The organism is Mycobacterium sp. IDUB_9, from assembly GCF_055419505.1.
In genome coordinates this window covers 13,019-27,878 of record NZ_JBVAXU010000004.1, presented here as the reverse complement: position 1 = coordinate 27,878, position 14,860 = coordinate 13,019, and the positions used below count along the sequence as shown (strand labels likewise).

Annotated in this window: 17 protein-coding genes and 1 pseudogene; 15 read left to right on the top strand and 3 right to left on the bottom strand. The window is 65.8% G+C overall.

Going from position 1 to position 14,860, the window contains the following annotated elements; all coding sequences use genetic code 11:
* The first annotated feature begins 17 nt into the window (after window positions 1–17).
* Window positions 18–653: a pyridoxamine 5'-phosphate oxidase family protein gene (locus ACZY08_RS18185; RefSeq protein ID WP_463746026.1), complete on the top strand. Its 636-nt coding sequence runs from the start codon at window positions 18–20 to the stop codon at window positions 651–653.
* Window positions 654–713: 60 nt separating this feature from the next.
* Window positions 714–1,589, top strand: coding sequence for a non-homologous end joining protein Ku (gene ku, locus ACZY08_RS18180; protein ID WP_463746025.1), 876 nt, complete (start codon window positions 714–716; stop codon window positions 1,587–1,589).
* Window position 1,590: 1 nt separating this feature from the next.
* Here the strand turns inward: ku and ACZY08_RS18175 are convergent, their stop codons facing one another.
* Together ACZY08_RS18175 and ACZY08_RS18170 are read right to left on the bottom strand one after the other, a co-directional pair.
* Window positions 1,591–1,893, bottom strand: a complete 303-nt coding sequence (locus tag ACZY08_RS18175; protein ID WP_463746024.1) for a hypothetical protein — start codon at window positions 1,891–1,893, stop codon at window positions 1,591–1,593.
* Window positions 1,894–2,067: 174 nt separating this feature from the next.
* The gene (locus ACZY08_RS18170) at window positions 2,068–2,544 is read right to left on the bottom strand and encodes a glucose-6-phosphate dehydrogenase (RefSeq protein WP_463746023.1); all 477 of its coding nucleotides are present in this window, start codon (window positions 2,542–2,544) and stop codon (window positions 2,068–2,070) included.
* A 731-nt stretch (window positions 2,545–3,275) separates the two neighbouring features.
* Here ACZY08_RS18170 and ACZY08_RS18165 point away from each other — a divergent pair.
* From ACZY08_RS18165 to ACZY08_RS18140, 6 genes and pseudogenes are all read left to right on the top strand, one after another.
* Window positions 3,276–4,067: an SDR family oxidoreductase gene (locus tag ACZY08_RS18165; RefSeq protein WP_463746022.1), complete on the top strand. Its 792-nt coding sequence runs from the start codon at window positions 3,276–3,278 to the stop codon at window positions 4,065–4,067.
* Between the two features lie 8 nt (window positions 4,068–4,075).
* Complete coding sequence (locus ACZY08_RS18160; RefSeq protein ID WP_463746021.1) at window positions 4,076–5,152, top strand: NAD(P)H-dependent amine dehydrogenase family protein; 1,077 nt, start codon at window positions 4,076–4,078, stop codon at window positions 5,150–5,152.
* A 24-nt stretch (window positions 5,153–5,176) separates the two neighbouring features.
* On the top strand, window positions 5,177–5,443 hold the full coding sequence (locus ACZY08_RS18155; protein ID WP_463746020.1) for a hypothetical protein: 267 nt from the start codon (window positions 5,177–5,179) through the stop codon (window positions 5,441–5,443).
* Window positions 5,444–5,498: 55 nt separating this feature from the next.
* Complete coding sequence (locus tag ACZY08_RS18150) at window positions 5,499–5,726, top strand: hypothetical protein (protein WP_463746019.1); 228 nt, start codon at window positions 5,499–5,501, stop codon at window positions 5,724–5,726.
* 92 nt (window positions 5,727–5,818) lie between these two features.
* The gene (locus ACZY08_RS18145) at window positions 5,819–7,045 is read left to right on the top strand and encodes an Nramp family divalent metal transporter (protein ID WP_463746018.1); all 1,227 of its coding nucleotides are present in this window, start codon (window positions 5,819–5,821) and stop codon (window positions 7,043–7,045) included.
* A pseudogene (locus ACZY08_RS18140) lies at window positions 7,046–7,456 on the top strand (gamma-glutamylcyclotransferase family protein); the annotation flags it as partial. It lies immediately after the preceding gene.
* A 5-nt stretch (window positions 7,457–7,461) separates the two neighbouring features.
* Here the strand turns inward: ACZY08_RS18140 and ACZY08_RS18135 are convergent.
* Window positions 7,462–8,559: a glutamate--cysteine ligase gene (locus ACZY08_RS18135; RefSeq protein ID WP_463746017.1), complete on the bottom strand. Its 1,098-nt coding sequence runs from the start codon at window positions 8,557–8,559 to the stop codon at window positions 7,462–7,464.
* Window positions 8,560–8,621: 62 nt separating this feature from the next.
* Between ACZY08_RS18135 and ACZY08_RS18130 the strand changes: the two genes are divergently transcribed.
* Genes ACZY08_RS18130 through ACZY08_RS18100 form a run of 7 tightly spaced genes read left to right on the top strand, consistent with a single transcriptional unit; the run spans window position 8,622 to window position 14,853 of the window.
* The gene (locus ACZY08_RS18130; protein WP_463746016.1) at window positions 8,622–9,437 is read left to right on the top strand and encodes an LLM class F420-dependent oxidoreductase; all 816 of its coding nucleotides are present in this window, start codon (window positions 8,622–8,624) and stop codon (window positions 9,435–9,437) included.
* A gap of 42 nt (window positions 9,438–9,479) precedes the next feature.
* Window positions 9,480–10,781, top strand: a complete 1,302-nt coding sequence (locus tag ACZY08_RS18125; RefSeq protein WP_463746015.1) for an NAD(P)/FAD-dependent oxidoreductase — start codon at window positions 9,480–9,482, stop codon at window positions 10,779–10,781.
* On the top strand, window positions 10,775–11,521 hold the full coding sequence (locus ACZY08_RS18120; protein WP_463746014.1) for a DUF1365 domain-containing protein: 747 nt from the start codon (window positions 10,775–10,777) through the stop codon (window positions 11,519–11,521). The genes ACZY08_RS18125 and ACZY08_RS18120 overlap by 7 nt, the downstream gene beginning before the upstream one ends.
* Window positions 11,518–12,786 carry a class I SAM-dependent methyltransferase gene (locus tag ACZY08_RS18115; protein WP_463746013.1) on the top strand — a complete coding sequence of 423 codons (1,269 nt, stop codon included), beginning with the start codon at window positions 11,518–11,520 and terminating at the stop codon, window positions 12,784–12,786. Before ACZY08_RS18120 ends, ACZY08_RS18115 begins: the two co-directional genes overlap by 4 nt.
* Window positions 12,787–12,794: 8 nt before the next feature.
* Window positions 12,795–13,562 carry a DUF1295 domain-containing protein gene (locus ACZY08_RS18110; protein ID WP_463746555.1) on the top strand — a complete coding sequence of 256 codons (768 nt, stop codon included), beginning with the start codon at window positions 12,795–12,797 and terminating at the stop codon, window positions 13,560–13,562.
* A 2-nt stretch (window positions 13,563–13,564) separates the two neighbouring features.
* A complete protein-coding gene (locus tag ACZY08_RS18105) occupies window positions 13,565–14,146 on the top strand; it encodes a sigma-70 family RNA polymerase sigma factor (protein WP_463746012.1) in 582 nt (193 codons plus the stop codon).
* On the top strand, window positions 14,143–14,853 hold the full coding sequence (locus ACZY08_RS18100) for an anti-sigma factor (RefSeq protein ID WP_463746011.1): 711 nt from the start codon (window positions 14,143–14,145) through the stop codon (window positions 14,851–14,853). The genes ACZY08_RS18105 and ACZY08_RS18100 overlap by 4 nt, the downstream gene beginning before the upstream one ends.
* Window positions 14,854–14,860: the final 7 nt, after the last annotated feature.

Sequence of the window (14,860 nt, the reverse complement as noted above, 5' to 3'; positions counted from 1 at the left end):
TCCGCAGAATCTGACCCGTGAAGCAGATCAGAAGAGAACATCACCTGGCCCGCACCGACCGGGCCGCCCTCGACTCGGTGCTCGATGCCGCCGCGGTGGGCACCCTCGCGACGGTGGTGGACGGACTCCCGTGGGTCGTGCCGATGCTCTATGCCCGCGACGGCGACCGGGTTGTACTGCACGGCTCGACGGGAGCCGGCGCACTGCGACATGCCGCGGCCGGGGCGCCCGCCGCGTTCTGCGTGACGCTGCTCGACGGAATCGTGGTGGCGGAAACGCTTTTCGACTCAACCGCCAACTACCGGTCCGCCGTGGTGCGAGGAAACCTGACCGCCATCGACCCACGCGATGCGGCGTACGCACTGGACCTGATGAGCGATTCGCTGATCCCCGGCCGCAGCAGCGAGGTGCGCTCCAGCACGAAGAAGGAACTCGCCGCCACACTGGCGGTCGCCCTCCCGATCGAGCCCGAGTGCTGGACCGTCAAAGTCCGCGACGCACCGCCAGGGCGCCCCGAGGCGCAGACCGACTTCGGCGGCTGGGCCGGCGTGGTGCCGCTACGCACGGTGGCCGGCGATCCGATTCCGGCGCCTTGGGTGGACACCGAGATCGACCCGCCCGAATCGGTGTACCGCCTGGTCAAGGGCACCTGATCGGGCGCCGCGCGCACGAGGTTCTTCGCACCTGCGCCGATATCAAGCCATACTGGGCAAATGCGATCCATCTGGAAGGGTTCGATCGCCTTCGGCCTGGTGAACGTGCCGGTCAAGGTCTACAGCGCCACCGAGGACCACGACATCAAGTTCCACCAGGTCCATGCCAAGGACAACGGGCGCATCCGCTACAAGCGGGTCTGCGAAGTGTGCGGCGAGGTCGTCGAGTTCCGAGACATCAACAAGGCGTTCGAGTCGGATGACGGGCAGATGGTGGTGATCACCGACGAGGACATCGCCACGCTGCCCGAAGAACGCAGCCGCGAAATCGAAGTTGTCGAGTTCATTCCGGCCGACCAACTCGACCCGTTGATGTACGACAAGAGCTATTTCTTGGAGCCCGACTCCAAGTCGTCCAAGTCCTATGTGCTGTTGGCCAAGACCCTTGCCGAGTCCGAACGCGTGGCCATCGTGCACTTCTCGTTGCGCAACAAGACACGGCTGGCCGCGTTGCGGGTGAAGGACTTCAGCAAGCGGAACGTGATGATGATCCACACCTTGCTGTGGCCCGACGAGATCCGCGATCCCGACTTCCCGGTGCTGGACAAGGAAGTCGAGATCAAGCCGGCCGAGTTGAAGATGGCCGGGCAGGTCGTGGAGTCGATGACCGACGACTTCAAGCCGGACCAGTTCCGCGACGACTATCAGGAACAACTGCACGAGCTTGTCCAGGCCAAACTCGAAGGTGGAGAGGCTTTCTCGGTCGAAGAGCAACCCACCGAGCTCGACGAGACCGAGGATGTGTCCGATCTGCTGGCCAAGCTCGAAGCCAGCGTGAAGGCCCGTGGCAGCTCAGCGAAAGAGCCGGCCAAGAAAGCCCCGGCGAAAAAGGCGCCTGCCAAGAAAGCGGCCAAGAAGGCTGCCGCCAAGAAATAGCTCAACGTCGACAATCAAGATCCACGTACACCGTCGTGTACTGCAGATTCTGCCCCGGGTTGAACGACGTGATGCTCGCCGCTCCGGCCGGTACCTGCGGGCCGGTGACAGAGCGCCCTTGACGGACGGCACTCACCGTGCAGTCGTCGATGGCTTTGGTGCCGACCTTGCTCAAGATCACCCGGTAGCCCTGACTTTGGAGGTCACTGATGGTTTGGCTCGCCGTCGACTCGGTGGGTGCGGCAGCGGCCGGCACCGCCATCGCTGTCCCCAGCGCACACAGCCCGGCACCGGCAACACACACGCTTCTCAAGTTCCGTTCCACTGGGTTCAACCCGCCCTTCGGTTTCGGTGAAGTGGGCTAAACCGTAAGTCGCCGAATTCCGTTGTCCGACATACTCATACCGAACCCATACGGGTTAATGTGCAGCCAACACCGCCGAAACATGGCGTTAACATCGCCCCGCCCGAAGCGTCGCTACACACTCACATCGACGCGCAAGGCCTCGTGTTCGTCCAGGATCCGCCGCAGTGCCGCATCCATGGGATGGGCGGATTCGAGATCGTGGCTGCACCGGCGATCGACCGCGACCACTGCGCCCGGACTCAGCGGGGTGCACTCGATCTGGTCGACGAACGCATCGAACATCGCACGTGGGGTGGCGAGGTAATAGAGGCCGTGACGGGCGTCGGCGAAACGGGCGCCGTACATCAGGCCGCACTGCGTGATGACGAACAGTTCCGACGCGGGATGCACATGGCCGGGGTGACCCAACTCCTCCTCGCCCCACGCCTCTGCAGCCAGCCGGGCCTGAGCCAACCGGTCCTGCAGGTCGTCGGTGCAGGCGAGAAGGCTGTGGACGAGCGCACCGGCCGTCGAGGGGTACTCATCGATCCCGGGTTTGAAGTACCGCGCGAAAACATCGCCGAAGAAGTCGTATCGCTGCTGGGTCATCGCCGCTCCCCACCTTGGACTGACCCCTCAATTGTGCGCCTGACGACGCCGCCGCGGGGGGCTTTGAGTCGCCGGACGACACACGGCAGCGACCAGACCATAAATGCGCCGGGGTTCCGGAGATTCGGATAGCCCCTACTTGTTTTCAGCGCCTCTTATCGCCGGGGACCCGGCAAATTGACATTCGGCGGATTCACATTGATGTTCGGCGGGTTGACGTTAATGTTGCCCGGGATGCCGGGCACGTTGCAGTTGCCTTGGAGGTCGAGGTCGCACCGCGGATCAAGGGGAACATTCTGAACGGCGGGATGCGCGCTGAGCTGGACATTCGCCGAACTGGCCATTGGAGTGGCAGCTAGAGTCGCCGCCACAGCGGCGGGAACCGCCGCGAGCATCGCTGTGAGGTAGATCTGACGTATTCGCATTTCACCGAATCCTTTCGATTATCTGATGCTATGTCTGAAAAAGATGACCGGGGATAGGAACAACGCTTCTTTTCTCCATTTCCCTGCAAACGAGAATATTGACTGAGCACAGAATTTGCGGTCCCGGGCGGGCGGGAACGACCGGAGCCGTTCTGAAAGCCCTAGCGGGTGTTGCCGTCGGTGAAGTACATGTCGCCCACGACCTGCGCAGGGCACCGCAGAACGAACTAGAACGTGTTTCAGAAACACCCCACGGCCGCCGTCTCACCCTGCTAGCGTGGCGCCGAGCAAGCGAACGGAGTGCACGTGATTCTGGACAGATTCCGACTGGATGACAAGGTTGCGATCGTCACCGGAGCCGGCCGTGGATTGGGCGCAGCCACCGCCCTGGCATTCGCGGAAGCCGGTGCGGACGTGGTCATCGCGGCCCGTACCCAGGCCCAACTCGACGAGGTTGCCGAGCAGGTCGCCGCCACCGGGCGGCGGGCCCACGTCGTCGTCGCCGACCTCGCCCACCCCGAGGCCACCGCCGAGCTCGCGGCCACCGCCGTGGAGGCGTTCGGGAAACTAGACATCGTCGTCAACAACGTCGGCGGCACCATGCCGGCCCCTTTGTTGAACACCTCCACCAAGGATCTGCGCGATGCCTTCACCTTCAATGTGTCGACCGCGCACGCGCTGACCTGTGCAGCGGTGCCGCTGATGCTCGAACACTCCGGCGGCGGCAGCATCATCAACATCACCTCCACGGTGGGGCGTCTGGCCGGGCGCGGGTTCGCCGCCTACGGCACGGCGAAGGCTGCACTCGCGCACTACACGCGGCTGTCTGCGCTGGACCTGTGCCCACGCATCCGGGTCAACGCGATCGCACCCGGCTCGATCCTGACCTCAGCCCTCGACATCGTGGCCTCCAATGACGCGCTGCGCGATCCGATGGAGAAGGCCACCCCGCTGCGCCGACTCGGCGATCCGGCCGACATCGCGGCCGCCGCGGTGTACCTGTCCTCACCTGCGGGCAGCTACCTGACCGGCAAGGTGCTCGAGGTCGACGGAGGCCTCAACATGCCAAATCTCGACCTGCCCATCCCTGACCTCTGAGGAGAAGAATGGCCATTCGCGTTGCGGCGATCGGTACCGGAAACGTCGGCAAGCATGCGCTCAAGCAACTTGTCACCAATCCGGACTACGAACTCACCGGCGTGTGGGTGTCTTCGTCAGCCAAAGCCGGGAAGGATGCCGGAGAGCTTGCCGGCCTTGACGTTTCGACAGGGATCCTGGCCACCGACGATCTCGACGCGATCCTGGCCGACAAGCCGGACTGCGTGGCCTACACCGCTCTTGCCGACAACCGGCTGCCCGAGGCCCTGGAGGACTACCGGCGCATCCTGGCGGCCGGGGTCAACGTGGTGGCCAGCTCCGCGGTGTTTCTGCAGTACCCGTGGGAGGTGCTGCCGGCCGAGTTGATCGAGCCCATTGCCAGTGCCGCCGAGGCGGGCGGAGCCAGCATCTTTGTCAATGGCATCGACCCCGGTTTCGCCAACGATCTTCTGCCCCTTGCCCTTGCGGGCACCTGCCAGCAGATCGAACAGATCCGATGCATGGAGATCGTCGACTACGCCACCTATGACAGCGCGGCCGTGATGTTCGACGTGATGGGCTTCGGCAAGCCGATCGACGAAACCCCGATGCTGTTGCAACCCGGTGTGCTGAGTCTGGCCTGGGGTTCGGTGGTGCGGCAGCTGGCCGCCGGGCTCGGCATCGAACTCGATGAGGTGACCGAGGAACACACCCGGGTACCGGCGCCCGAGGACTTCGATATCGCCGCCGGGCACATCCCGGTGGGCACCACGGCCGCACTGCGTTTCGAGGTGCGCGGCATGCGCGATGGCAAGGCTGCCGTGGTGCTGGAGCACGTGACGCGGCTGCGCGATGATTTGTGCCCCGAGTGGCCGCAGCCCGCGCAGGAAGGCGGCTCGTACCGGGTCGTGGTGACCGGTGAACCGTCGTACACCCTGGACTTGTGTCTGAGCAGCCCGAACGGTGACCACAACCACGCGGGTCTGGTCGCCACGGCGGCGCGGGTGGTCAACGCGATCCCGGCCGTGGTCGACGCCGAACCGGGTATCCGCACCACTCTCGATCTGCCCCTGATCACGGGTAAGGGTCTGTACGCTCCCGGGTAAACCCTGCTTGGAAGGATCGCCGCGATGAAGTTTCGCCTGACTACGCTCACCGGTTGCCTCATGGTGGGCGGCGCTTCCGCGGCGATCGCCCTGGCGCCGCTGGCCTCGGCCGAACCCAGCGCCCCCAGCGAACCTCGCCTGCTGCCCCAGTGCGAGGTGACTGGCGGCAGCTCGGTCGAGGGTGGCCAGACCACCGAATGCGCGACCGAAGGCAACGTGCAGATCGACTCGACCCCGCCACAGCCCGGCTATGGGATGTTCCCGTGGGACGACGATTTTTTCGTTCTCTGACCAGCGCTGACAGCACCGTTGCGACGTAGACTTGCTCCATCGATCGGAGTAGGTCATGAGCAACATCGTTCGGTACGTGGCCGCGTTGCTGGTGGTGCCGTATTTGGCGATTCTCACCGCCCCGGCCGGCGCAGCAGCACCGAAATGCACCACCACCTCGCTCAATACCACGCAATGCCAGACCAATGGCAGCACTGCGATCGTGACCTCTCCGCCGGCCATGAATTACGGCCCCTGGTACGGCGGGGTATTCGGCTTCGGCGGCATCTCCGTCGGTCGGTGACACCCCTTTGACCACCCCCGACATTGGCTTCGCCGAGAGGTTTCGGCTACCCTAACTTTTCTATTCGCAGACCCGGATAGGGAGCTGGGCAGTTGTTGGAGGACACCAAGGCGCGCACGACGCCGAGCTGGATGCTGCTCGGCCCGGCATTCGTCGCCGCGATTGCCTACGTCGATCCGGGCAACGTCGCCGCCAACGTCAGTGCGGGAGCACAGTTCGGCTACCTCCTGGTCTGGGTGATCGTGGTGGCCAACGTGATGGCCGGGCTGGTGCAGTACCTCTCGGCCAAACTCGGCCTGGTCACGGGCCGCTCGCTACCCGAGGTGATTGCCGATCACACCCGCACGCCGACCCGCATCGCTTACTGGATACAGGCCGAACTGGTCGCCGTCGCAACCGATCTCGCCGAGGTGGTGGGTGGCGCCATCGCCCTGTACCTGCTCTTCGACCTGCCGCTGCTGCTGGGCGGAGTCATCACCGGGGTGGTTTCACTTCTTCTGTTGAGCCTGCAGAATCACCGCGGCCAGCGGGTATTCGAGCGGGTGATCACCGGACTGCTGATGATCATCGCGATCGGCTTTCTCACCAGCCTGTTCGTCGAGGCTCCCCCGGCGGCCGAGGTCGCGGCCGGGCTCATCCCCCGGTTCCAGGGCACCGAAAGCCTGCTGTTGGCCACCGCGATGCTCGGCGCGACGGTGATGCCGCATGCGGTCTACCTGCACTCCGGCCTGGCCCGCGACCGTCACGGCCACCCCGAACCGGGCGCCCCGCGGCGGCGCCTGCTGCGGGTCACCCGCTACGACGTCGGGCTGGCCATGCTGGTCGCCGGCGCGGTGAACCTGGCCATGCTGCTGGTCGCCGCCACCAACCTGCAGGGACGCGACAACACCGACTCCATCGAGGGCGCCCACGCCGCGGTCCGCGACACCCTGGGCCCGACGGTGGCGCTGCTTTTCGCCATCGGACTGCTGGCGTCGGGGCTGGCGTCCACGTCGGTCGGTGCGTATGCGGGCGCGATGATCATGCAGGGGCTGCTGCGCCGCTCCTACCCCCTGCTGTTGCGCCGGGTGGTCACCCTGATCCCGGCCCTGGCCATCCTGGCGATCGGCGTCGACCCCAGCCGGGCCCTGGTCCTCTCGCAGGTCGTGCTCTCTTTCGGCATTCCCCTGGCGCTGATCCCGCTGGTGCGGTTGACCAGCAACGCAACCCTGATGGGCGACGACGTCAACCACCGTCTCACCACGACGCTCGGCTGGGGTGTGGCCGGATTGATTAGTGTGCTCAACGTGGTGCTGATCTATCTGACCGTCACGGGCTGAATGCTTCACCCGTACTTCGCCTACGGCTCCAATCTGTGCGTGGCACAGATGGCCCGGCGCTGTCCGGGCGCGATCGATCCCCGGCCGGCCCGGCTGGACGACCACAGCTGGCTGATCAACCAGCGCGGCGTGGCCACCATCGAACCGGTGGGCGCATCGCAGGTGCACGGCGTGCTGTGGCAGGTCACCGACCACGACCTGGCCGCGCTCGACAGTGCGGAGGGCGTGCCGGTGCGCTACCGCCGGGACCGATTGACCGTGCACACCGCAGGCGGGCCCGAGCCGGCCTGGGTCTACATCGATCACCGCATCGAGCCCGGGCCACCGCGCCCCGGCTATCTGGAACGCATCCTGGACGGCGCGACGCATCACGACCTGCCGAACGTCTGGATCGAGTTTCTGCGTCGCTGGGCGAGTTAGTCGCTGGTCACAGCAGACGCCAATTCGCTTATCACATCTGCGATTTCACCCCGGCGTCGCCAGGCCCGACGCTGCCGGATCGCGCCGTTGCCCTCGGCTACGACGCGAGCGAGCTCGGCTCGCACCATCTCGTAGTCGTCCAGCGCCACCAAGGCCGGCCGCACAGTCTCGACGAAGCGACCGAGCAGGTCCACCACCGGGATCGTCGACTGCTCCCCCAGCAGATCGATACCGTCGCCCTGCAGACCGTCGTGTGCGGCCTTCCAATGAGCTGCCCGGATTTGGTAATCCGCGAAGCGCTCCATCGATTCGCCTTCGTCATACGCGCGCAGCGCCGTCATCACCCCGGCACGAATCAGCGTGGCGAGCAACACCGTCTCGGCCACCGTCGCCGGCACATCGCACACCCGGACCTCCACGGTCGGGAAGCTCGCCGACGGCCGGACATCCCAATAGATCATGCCGTCGTCGAGTGCAGCACCGGCCTGCTCCAGCATGGCCACGGCAGCGTCGTACTGGGCCACTGAGTCAAAATGTGGCGGAGGTCCCGAACTCGGCCATCGCGACCACAGCACGCTACGGAAGCTGGCATAGCCGCTGTCGGTGTTGCGGTAGATCGCCGAGTTGGCGGTCAGCGCCAACAGCGCATGCAGCCACGGCCGCAACCAGTTGCTGACGTGAATCGCGGCGTCCCGGTCCGGTACCGCGACATGGACATGGCAGCCACAGATGCCCTGCTCGTGGGCGATCATGCCGAATTTGTGTGCAATCCTGCGGTATCGCGCGGTCGGTGTCACCGGGAATTTGTGCGGCACGGTCGGTGGCAGGCCGACGGCCAGCAGCTGCGCCCCGTCGGCCGCGGCGGCCTGGGCGGCAATCCGGCGCAACCGGGTCAGTTCGCAGCGCAACGCGGTGCTGGTGTCCATCACATCCGTGGTCGTTTCGACCTGGCAGCTGGTCAGCTCCAGTTGCAGGTCTACCCCGTGCTCGGCGGCAGCGGCGGCGACCTGTTTGTTGCGGGCGATCGGTTCGCCGCGCTGTGGGTCGATGAGCAGGAATTCTTCCTCCACGCCCACCGTCGGGTGACTCGTCACGGCTCAGAATTGCCCGCCGCAGACGCCGCCAAACATGCACCCGCCGTGCCTAAGATCGGGTGATGCCCAACGATTTCCGCTTTGGCGTCAGCCTGCGTGTTGCCGAATCCCAGTCGCAGATCGCCGACGAGGCCCGGCGTGCCGAAGACCTCGGCTTCGACGTACTCAACGTTCCCGACCATCTCGGTGCCCCCGCGCCGTTCCCGACGCTGACCGCGATCGCCGCGGCGACCAGCACGCTGCGCGTCGGGACGTTCGTGCTCAATGCCGCCTTCTACAAACCGGCGCTGCTGGCGCGCGACGCCACCGCCCTGCGGGATCTCTCCGGAGGCCGATTCGATCTAGGGCTCGGTGCCGGCTACGTGCGCGAGGAGTTCGAGGCCGCCGAACTGCCGTTCCCGACCGCACGCGAGCGCATCGACTACCTGCGCCACACCACCGAATACCTCAAAGAACACGCACCCGACATTCCGATCCTCATCGCGGGCAACGGCGACCGGCTGCTGACAGTGGCCGCCCAGACCGCCGATATCATCGGACTCACCGGCGGCGATCACGTCGACGGAGATCCATTGGCCGACCGAATTTCCTTCCTGCGCAACGCCGCCGGTGACCGGTTCGACCAGCTTGAACTCAACATCGCGGTCACCGCGATGCCCGCCCCCGGCAGTGAGATGCCCATCCTCAATGTCCCCCGTCATTTCCTGCCGGGGCTCAGCGACGAAGAGCTTCTGCGCCATCCCGGCGTGCTGTCCGGCTCGGTCAGCGCCATGGCCGACCACATTCGCGGTCTGCGCGAGAAGTACGGCATCACCTACGTCATCGTCCAGATCGCCCATGCCGAGGCCTTCGGGAAGGTGATCGCCGAACTCCGCTAGAGCTCATCCCATCCGGGGCGGGTCCGGCTCCGAATACCGGGTGTGGAACACATTCATCCTGGCGGGCGTGCCGTTGCGGTGATAGGCAGCGGTGTCGCCGGCCTGACCGCGGCGTATGCCCTGTCGGCACGTGACCGTGTCACGCTGCTGGAAGCCGACACCCGCTTCGGCGGACATGCCCATACCCAGCACATCGTCGAAGAGGGACGCATCGTCGCGCTCGATACGGCGTTCCTCGTGCACAATGACCGCACATATCCGACCCTGTGCCGGTTGTTCGACGAACTCGGGATCCGCACGCAGGACACAGATATGTCGATGTCCGTACGCGATGACGGCACAGGTCTGGAGTACGCCGGCGCTCGCGGCCTGGGTGGATTGTTCCCCACCTGGTCCAACATGGGCCGGCCGCGATATCTGTTGATGCTGGGCGAGATCGGCCGGTTTCACCGCCTGGCGACGCAATTGCTGCGGCGCGCGGCACCCGGGCACGAGGAAACGCTCGACGAGTTTCTGCACCGGCACGGGTTCTCCCGGTATTTCATCGACCGATTCATGACCCCGCTGGTAGCCGCGGTGTGGTCATGTCCACCAGGTGAAGCACTGCGCTACCCGGCGCGCTACTTGTTCGTCTTCCTGCAACACCATGGCATGCTGTCGGTCTTCGGCTCGCCGGCGTGGCGCACCGTGGTCGGCGGGTCAGCCAACTACGTCGACGCCATCGTGGCTCGACTGCCCGAGGCGGTGACCGACGCGCGCGTGCGATCCGTGCGCCGGTGTGCCGATGGAGTTCTGGTCACCGTCGGCGGACAGCCGCCCCGGCGGTTCGATGCCGCTGTCATCGCCACTCATCCCAACCAGGCGCTGCTGATGCTGGACCACCCGAGCGAGGCGGAACGGCGCATCCTCGGGGCCATCCCCTACAGCCTCAATCAGGCTCAGTTGCACACGGACGAGTCGGTACTGCCACGTCTGCCGAGAGCGCGCGCTTCCTGGAACTATCTGATCGACCCCGTTGATCGCGCCGTCACCGTCACATACGACATCACCAGACTGATGAGGTTGAGTGGCAGCCGGCGCTACCTGGTGACCCTGGGTGGGGCCCATCAAGTGGACCCGTCGAAGGTGTTGGCCGAGATGGTCTATGCCCATCCGGCCTACACCACCGAATCGGTGGCCGCACAACAACTCCTGCCACATCTCAACGACGATAGGGTCGTCTTCGCGGGGGCCTACCACGGCTGGGGATTCCATGAGGACGGCGCCGCATCGGGATTGCGCGCCGCGGAGCGGCTAGGGGCCCGATGGGCCGACGGCACGGTTGCGGAACCGCTGGCATGCTGACCCCCACGCTGTACCGCACCAGGATCGCCCACATCCGCCGCGCCCCTGTGCATCATCGCTTCAGCTACCGCGGATACAGCTGGTACGTCGATCTCGATCGAATGCCGCGCTTACCTCGCTGGCTCGGATCGTTCGCCCGATTCGACGTCGACGACCATTTCGCAGGCGGTCCGAAAGACTCACTGCGCCAACGTGTCGACGCATTTCTGTTTTCGCACGACGTGGATCTCGGCGGCGGCAGGGTCACTGCTCTGCTGCAGGCTAGGGTGCTGGGATATGTGTTCAATCCACTGAGTCTGTACTGGTGCCACGACGCCACCGGTGACCTACGTTTCGTGGTCGCCGAGGTCCACAACACCTACGGCCAGCGGCATGCCTACCTGCTGCCCGCCGGGGAGCCCGCGCGCGTGCCAAAGCGCATGTACGTCTCACCGTTCAATGCCGTCGACGGGCACTACAGGGTGTGGGCACCAGAACCGGACGAATGCCTAGCCGTGACCATTTCCCTTCACCGTCAAGGACATCCGCCCTTCGTCGCTTCCATGCGCGGTGAACGCAGACCGGCGAACACGTGGGAGATCCTTCGCCTGCAACTGACCGCGCCGCTGGCTCCGCTGGCCGGAGCCCTCGCCATCCGGATGGAGGGGATCAAGTTGTGGCTGCGCCGGGTTCCGGTGGTACCGCGCCTTCCCAACGAATCGGCCGAAACTCCCACCGACCACCAAGGAAGTCTGCTGTGAGCATCGGGACCGAGACCCATTCCGTCATCGATTCGGCCCGGTGGCCCGACGTGGCACGTCCGCCCGGCGGACCGGTGGCCGTCATCACCGGGGCCGTAGCCGAGCGGTTACTGAGACGGGCCGCGGCGAGGTTGCCGATCCGGATGGCGTTGCCCGACGGAGCCGTGATCGGGGCGGCCGATCCGACCTTGCCCACCATGGTCATCGAACGGCCGGAGGCACTGGCCCGGCGGATCGGCTGCCACGGCTTGATCGGGTTCGGTGAGTCGTATATGGCAGGCGAATGGAATTCCACCGATCTCGTCGGGTTGCTCACCGAGTTCGGCAGATCGTTGGGCGATCTGGTTCCTGCTGCCCTGCAACGGTTCCGGACCGTGACGCTGCCACGATCCCCGCGTTCCGCGGACAATGACCCTGCCCAGTCCCGACGCAACATCGCGGCCCACTACGACCTGTCGAACGAGCTGTTCGCGGAGTTTCTCGATGAGACGATGACGTACTCGAGTGCGCTGTTCGCGCAGCTGCCGGGAACGGCGGCCGGGCTGGCCGACGCCCAACGCCGGAAGATCGACCGACTGCTCGACGCGACCGCTGTGGGGCCGGGCAGCCGAGTACTCGAGATCGGTACCGGCTGGGGTGAACTCTGCATCCGTGCCGCGGAGCGCGGCGCCCAGGTCCGATCGATCACCCTGTCGGCCGAGCAACAACGGCTCGCGCGGCAACGGGTCGCGGCGGCCGGCTTGTCGCACCAGGTCGGTATCGACCTGCTCGACTACCGCGATGTCGACGGCTGCTACGACGCGGTCGTGTCGGTCGAAATGGTGGAAGCCGTGGGATACCGTCTGTGGTCCAACTATTTCCAAGCGCTGGACCGGCTCGTCACGCCGGGAGGCCGAGTGTCCATTCAGGCGATCACCATGCCGCACGATCGCATGCTGGCCTCGCGCGACACCCACACTTGGATCCAGAAGTACATCTTTCCGGGCGGGCTGCTGCCGTCGACAGAGGCGATCATCGGTCTCACTGAGCGGCATACCCGGCTGCGTACCGTCGACATGATGTCGCTGCGGCCGCACTACGCGGAGACCCTGCGATTGTGGCGGGAGCGTTTCGTTTCGCGACGCGACGCAGTGGCAGCGCTCGGTTTCGACGATGTCTTCGCCCGCATGTGGGAGTTGTACCTGGCGTACTCGGAGGCCGGATTCGCCTCGGGCTATCTGGACGTCTACCAGTGGACTTTCGCACCGACAGGAGGACACCGGTGAACCTGCTCATCGTGACCGCGGTGTCGCTCGCCGCAATCGCCGCGGTGCACGGGGCGACGTTCTTGATCGGCCGAAACCTCGGACGGTACAACGTCGTCGACGTGGCGTGGGGCGTCGGGTTCATCGTGGTGGCCGCGGTCAGCGCTCTTCTCGGTACCGGCGATCCCTTCCGGCGCATCCTGCTGTTGGTGTTGATCACCCTGTGGGCAGGCCGACTGTCCTGGCACATGGTCCTCAAGTCCGCGGGCAAGGGTGAGGATCCGCGCTATCAGGAATTGCTGGATGGCGACTACTCGGCTGGTCACGTACTGCGGAAGGTGTTCGTGATCCAGGGTGCGGCGACCTGGTTCGTTTCCCTGCCGGTGCAGCTGTCATCGACTTTGGGACCGACGCCGGCCGGCCTGCGACCGGTTCTGATCGTGGGCATATTGGTCTGGGCGGTCGGGATGGCGTTCGAGGCGGTCGGGGACCATCAGCTGCGCCGATTCAAATCCGACCCGGCCAATCGGGGAGCCATCATGGACCGCGGGTTGTGGACATGGACCCGCCACCCCAACTATTTCGGCGACAGCTGCGTGTGGTGGGGGCTGTGGCTGTCGAGCATCTGCGGCTGGCTGTCGCTCGCGACGGTGCTGTCCCCGGTCTTGATGACGTACTTCCTGGTGTACGCAACCGGTGCCCGACTGGCAGAGAAGCACATGGCAGGCCGGCCGGGGTTCGCGGAATATTGTTCGCGCACTTCGTTTTTCATACCGATGCCACCGAGATCTGGATAAAGATGACGGCGCGGTCCCCGGTAGCTAGGCTGCTGTGGGTGACCGCCGAACTCGACGCGTTGCTGCGGCGGGTCGCCCGACGCGACATCGACGCCTTCGCCGAGCTGTACGACCAGACCCGGTCGCGGGTGTTCGGCCTGGTCGCCAAGGTTTTGCGGGACCCTGGCTACAGCGAGGAAACCACCCAGGACATCTACCTCCAGGTGTGGCGCAACGCGGACGGCTACGACCCGACGGCCGGCTCCGCGATGGCCTGGCTGATGACGCTCGCACACCGACGGGCAGTGGACCGGGTGCGCGCCGAACAAGCTGCCAGCCAACGTGAGTCCCGCTACGGCGCGTCCAGCCTGGAGCCGCCCGCCGATCATGTCGCCGACTCAGTGATCACCCAGGACGAGCAGCGGCGGGTCGCCGAATGCCTGTCCGCGCTGACTGATGCCCAGCGCGAGTGCATCCACCTCGCCTACTACGACGGCCTGACCTACAGCCAGGTCTCTCAACGGCTGGCGGCAAACCTCGCCACCATCAAATCGCGGATCCGCGACGCCCTCCGCGGCTTGCGCAACTGCCTGGGGGCCGCATGACCCAGCCCGCTGACCACGACCTGATGGAGTGGGCTGCCGCGTATGCGCTGCACGCGGTGTCCGAGGGTGAGCGTGCTGACATCGAACAGCGCCTGGCAGCGGCCCCGCCCGAGGTCGCGGCCCAGTTCACGAGCGAGGTTCGGGACGTGCGGGAAACCATGGCTCGGGTCTCGGCGAGCACGGCGGTCGAGCCACCGGCGCATCTGCGGGAGCAGTTGCTGGCAGCAGTGAACTCAGAAACGGTACGTGAGCTGCGACCCACGTCGCGCTGGCGGAACGCGGCCCTGGCGGCCGCGGCGGCCGTCGTCATTGCCCTCGCCGGTGTCGGTGTCGGCATCGCGCTGCGGCCCGGCCCGCAGACGACGACCGCCGAGCAGATCTTCGCCGCACCCGACGTACGCACAGTATCCGGGGATATCCCCACCGGCGGTACCGCGACCGTGGTGTTCTCGCGTGCGCGCAACGCCGGAGTGCTGGTGATGAACGGCGTCACGCCGCCACAAACCGGCACGGTCTATCAGATGTGGCTGCTGCGTGGGGGCGGTGCACAGTCGGCGGGCACCATGGACTCCGCCGCCGTCGCGCCGTCCACCACGGCGGTGCTGCCGGACCTCGGCGACGCATCGGCGTTGGCCTTCACCGTCGAGCCGGGCGGTGGTTCGACGACGCCAACCACGCCGATCTTTGCCGAGCTGCCATTGCGGTGACACGTAT

What these genes read in the sequence shown, in the direction of transcription:
- ACZY08_RS18155 (WP_463746020.1), top strand. Translation starts at nt 5,177, where the DNA reads ATGAAGTTTCGCCTGACTACGCTCACCGGTTGCCTCATGGTGGGCGGC.
- ACZY08_RS18130 (WP_463746016.1), top strand. Translation starts at nt 8,622, where the DNA reads ATGCCCAACGATTTCCGCTTTGGCGTCAGCCTGCGTGTTGCCGAATCC.
- ACZY08_RS18105 (WP_463746012.1), top strand. Translation starts at nt 13,565, where the DNA reads ATGACGGCGCGGTCCCCGGTAGCTAGGCTGCTGTGGGTGACCGCCGAA.
- ACZY08_RS18160 (WP_463746021.1), top strand. Translation starts at nt 4,076, where the DNA reads ATGGCCATTCGCGTTGCGGCGATCGGTACCGGAAACGTCGGCAAGCAT.
- ku (WP_463746025.1), top strand. Translation starts at nt 714, where the DNA reads ATGCGATCCATCTGGAAGGGTTCGATCGCCTTCGGCCTGGTGAACGTG.
- ACZY08_RS18100 (WP_463746011.1), top strand. Translation starts at nt 14,143, where the DNA reads ATGACCCAGCCCGCTGACCACGACCTGATGGAGTGGGCTGCCGCGTAT.
- ACZY08_RS18120 (WP_463746014.1), top strand. Translation starts at nt 10,775, where the DNA reads ATGCTGACCCCCACGCTGTACCGCACCAGGATCGCCCACATCCGCCGC.
- ACZY08_RS18150 (WP_463746019.1), top strand. Translation starts at nt 5,499, where the DNA reads ATGAGCAACATCGTTCGGTACGTGGCCGCGTTGCTGGTGGTGCCGTAT.
- ACZY08_RS18170 (WP_463746023.1), bottom strand. Translation starts at nt 2,544, where the DNA reads ATGACCCAGCAGCGATACGACTTCTTCGGCGATGTTTTCGCGCGGTAC.